Genomic DNA, 2936 nt, shown 5'->3' on the forward strand with positions numbered 1-2936 from the left:
GCGAGGCCGTCGAGGTGACCGACCGGCGGGGGGAAACCCGCCGCAAGAAAATCCTGATCGCCGACATGGATTCAACCATGATCGACCAGGAATGCATCGACGAGCTGGCCGACGAGATCGGCGTCAAGGATCATGTTGCGGCCATCACCGCGCGATCCATGAATGGTGAGATCGCCTTCGAACCGGCTTTGCGTGAACGGGTGGCGTTGCTCAAGGGCCTCGACGCCGCCGTGGTCGATCGCATCGTCGCCAATCGCCTGACGCTGGCAGCGGGCGGCCGTGTTCTGGTCCGGACCATGCGCGCCAATGGCGCCTGGACGGCACTCGTGTCTGGCGGGTTCGAGGTCTTCACGACGCGCATCGCCGCCATGCTCGGTTTCCAGGAGAACCGCGCCAATCGCCTGCTCGAGCAGGACGGCCGCTTCACCGGGCTGGTCGGCGAACCGATCCTCGGCCGCGCCGCTAAGGCCGACGCGCTGATCGAAATTTCAGCGCGCCTCGGCCTGACGCCCGCCGACGCCATCGCCGTCGGCGACGGCGCCAATGATCTCGACATGATCTGCCTTGCCGGTACCGGTGTCGCGCTCCACGCCAAGCCGACGGTGGCGGCACAGGCCAAGGTCCGCATCGATCATGGCGACCTGACCGCGCTGCTTTATGTGCAAGGCTACAGGCGGGAGGAGTTTGTGCAATGAAACCAATGCGTACCGAGCGCCTGATCCTGCGCAACTGGGAAGATCGCGACCGCGACCTGTTCCACCGCATAAACTCCGACGACCGGGTGATGGAGTTCTTTCCGTTCCGCCGTGACCGCGCCGAGGCGGATGCCAAGATGGACGAGCTCCGGGCCTGGACCGCGGAGGACGGATACGGTTTTGCTGCCGCCGAGATCACCGCCACCGGTGAATGCATCGGCTTCATCGGTCTCCTCGACACCGATCATGTGCCATCCCTGCCAGCTGGCACCATCGAGATCGGCTGGCGACTGGCACCTGAGTTCTGGGGCAAGGGCTATGTCACCGAGGCAGCCGAAGCGTGGCTGGCCTACGGCTTCGAGACGCTTGGCCTCGATGAAATCGTGTCATTCGCCGTCGCGGCCAACCGCCGCTCCACCGCCGTCATGCAACGCCTCGGCATGAGCGCGGATCCGTCCGGCGATTTCGACCACCCCAGCATTCCCGACAGCCATCCCGCGCTCAAGCGCCATGTCCTGTACAGACTGTCGCGCCAAGACTGGCAGGCAAGAAAAAGGGCGGCCCGCTAGCCGCCCTTTCCATTCAAGATGAGGATTTTTTCGCCGCATCTTCCGGATCTCAGTCCATCCGGATCGTCACGAACCTGAGCTCGCCGGTCTTCGAGGCCAGCATCAAGAGCGCATTCTTGCGCCCCTGTTCCTTCAAGGCGCCGATCCGGTCCATGACGTCCTTGGGCGTGGCGACCGATTCCTGCGCGATCTCGGTGATCACCTCGCCGGGCTGGATGCCGCGTTCGGCGGCGGCCGAGTCCTTGGTGACGTCGGTGATGACGACGCCCGAAACATCGGCCGCAATGCTGAACTTCTTGCGTGTCTCGTCGTTCAGTTCGCCGACCGTCATGCCGAGCACCGAAGCAGTGGAAACGGCCGGAGCCTTGTCGCCCTTGTCCTGATCGGTGTTGCTGCCCTCCTCACTGCTGGCGAGCTTCTCGCCATCCTCGAGCCGGCCGAGCGTCACTTTCACGGTCTGCTCGACACCCTTGCGCACGATGAGCACATCGACCGCCTTGCCAACCGGGCTTTCGGCGACGACGCGCGGCAGATCGCGCATCTCATGGATGTCCTTGCCGTCGAACTTGATGACGACGTCGCCCGCTTGGATGGTGCCATTGTCGACCGGGCCACCCTTGATCACGCCGGCGACCAGCGCGCCCCTGGCGGTCGCCATGCCGAGGCTTTCGGCGATGTCGTCGGTCACCGGCTGGATGCGCACGCCCAGCCAGCCGCGCCGCGTCTCGCCGAACTGGCGCAACTGGTCGACGACGCCGGACGCGAGCTGGGCGGGGATGGAAAAGCCGATGCCGATCGAACCGCCGGAAGGCGAAATGATCGCCGCGTTGATGCCGATGACTTCGCCGGCGCTGTTGAACAGCGGTCCGCCGGAATTGCCGCGGGTGATCGCGGCATCGGTCTGGATGAAGTCATCATAGGGGCCGGAATTGATGTCGCGGTTGCGGGCAGAGACGATGCCGACCGTGACCGTGCCGCCGAGGCCGAACGGATTGCCGATCGCCATCACCCAGTCGCCGACGCGCATCTTGGTGGAATCGCCGAACTTCACCGCCGTCAGCTTGTGGCCTTTCGGATCGACCTTGAGCACGGCGACATCGGTCTTGGTGTCGGTGCCGACCAGCGTCGCCTTCAAGGTGACACCATCGGAGAAATTGACCTCGATGTCGTCGGCATCGGCAATGACATGGTTGTTGGTGACGACGATGCCTTGCTCGGCATCGATGACGAAGCCGGAGCCCAGCGACTGCACCTTCTGCGAGCCGTTGTCCTTGTCACCGCCGCGGTTCTTGAAGAAATCGTCGAAGAAATCCTGGAAGGGCGACCCCTCGGGCAATTGCGGCATCGGCACCGCGCCCGGGCCTTCGGTGCCCTTGACCGTCTGCGAGGTCGATATGTTGACCACTGCGCCGAGCAGGCCTTGCGCCAGATCGGCGACCGAAGCAGGTCCATCGGCGGCAAATGTCGGCGTCACGAAGGACGGGACAGCGACTGCGCTGACAAGAAGTGCCGCCGCGCCGGCGATGAATGTCCGCCAAGCCGCGCACAGAATTGTATTGGATGTCATCGAGAAGCCTCCCGGTATCCTTGAAAAGAAAAGCGCTTCGACGAAAACGCCGCGTCACGCCATGTTGGCAAAAAATACGGCACGTTTGCGGCTATGACTATCGGC

General features: G+C 63.9%; 3 protein-coding genes. 2 read left to right on the top strand and 1 reads right to left on the bottom strand.

What is annotated here, in order from left to right; translation table 11 throughout:
• Both serB and EN964_RS30495 read left to right on the top strand, forming a co-directional pair.
• On the top strand, positions 1 to 695 hold a 695-nt coding region (gene serB, locus EN964_RS30490), incomplete at its 5' end, for a phosphoserine phosphatase SerB (protein ID WP_127277137.1).
• Positions 692 to 1264 (top strand): GNAT family N-acetyltransferase, encoded by a 573-nt coding sequence (locus tag EN964_RS30495; protein WP_127271778.1) that lies wholly within the window; start codon positions 692 to 694, stop codon positions 1262 to 1264. The genes serB and EN964_RS30495, both read left to right, overlap by 4 nt.
• A gap of 49 nt (positions 1265 to 1313) precedes the next feature.
• Here the strand turns inward: EN964_RS30495 and EN964_RS30500 are convergent, their stop codons facing one another.
• The gene (locus tag EN964_RS30500; protein WP_127277139.1) at positions 1314 to 2831 is read right to left on the bottom strand and encodes a DegQ family serine endoprotease; all 1518 of its coding nucleotides are present in this window, start codon (positions 2829 to 2831) and stop codon (positions 1314 to 1316) included.
• Positions 2832 to 2936 lie beyond the last annotated feature (105 nt).

This window comes from Mesorhizobium sp. M7A.F.Ca.CA.001.10.2.1 (genome assembly GCF_003998575.1).
Lineage (GTDB): Bacteria > Pseudomonadota > Alphaproteobacteria > Rhizobiales > Rhizobiaceae > Mesorhizobium.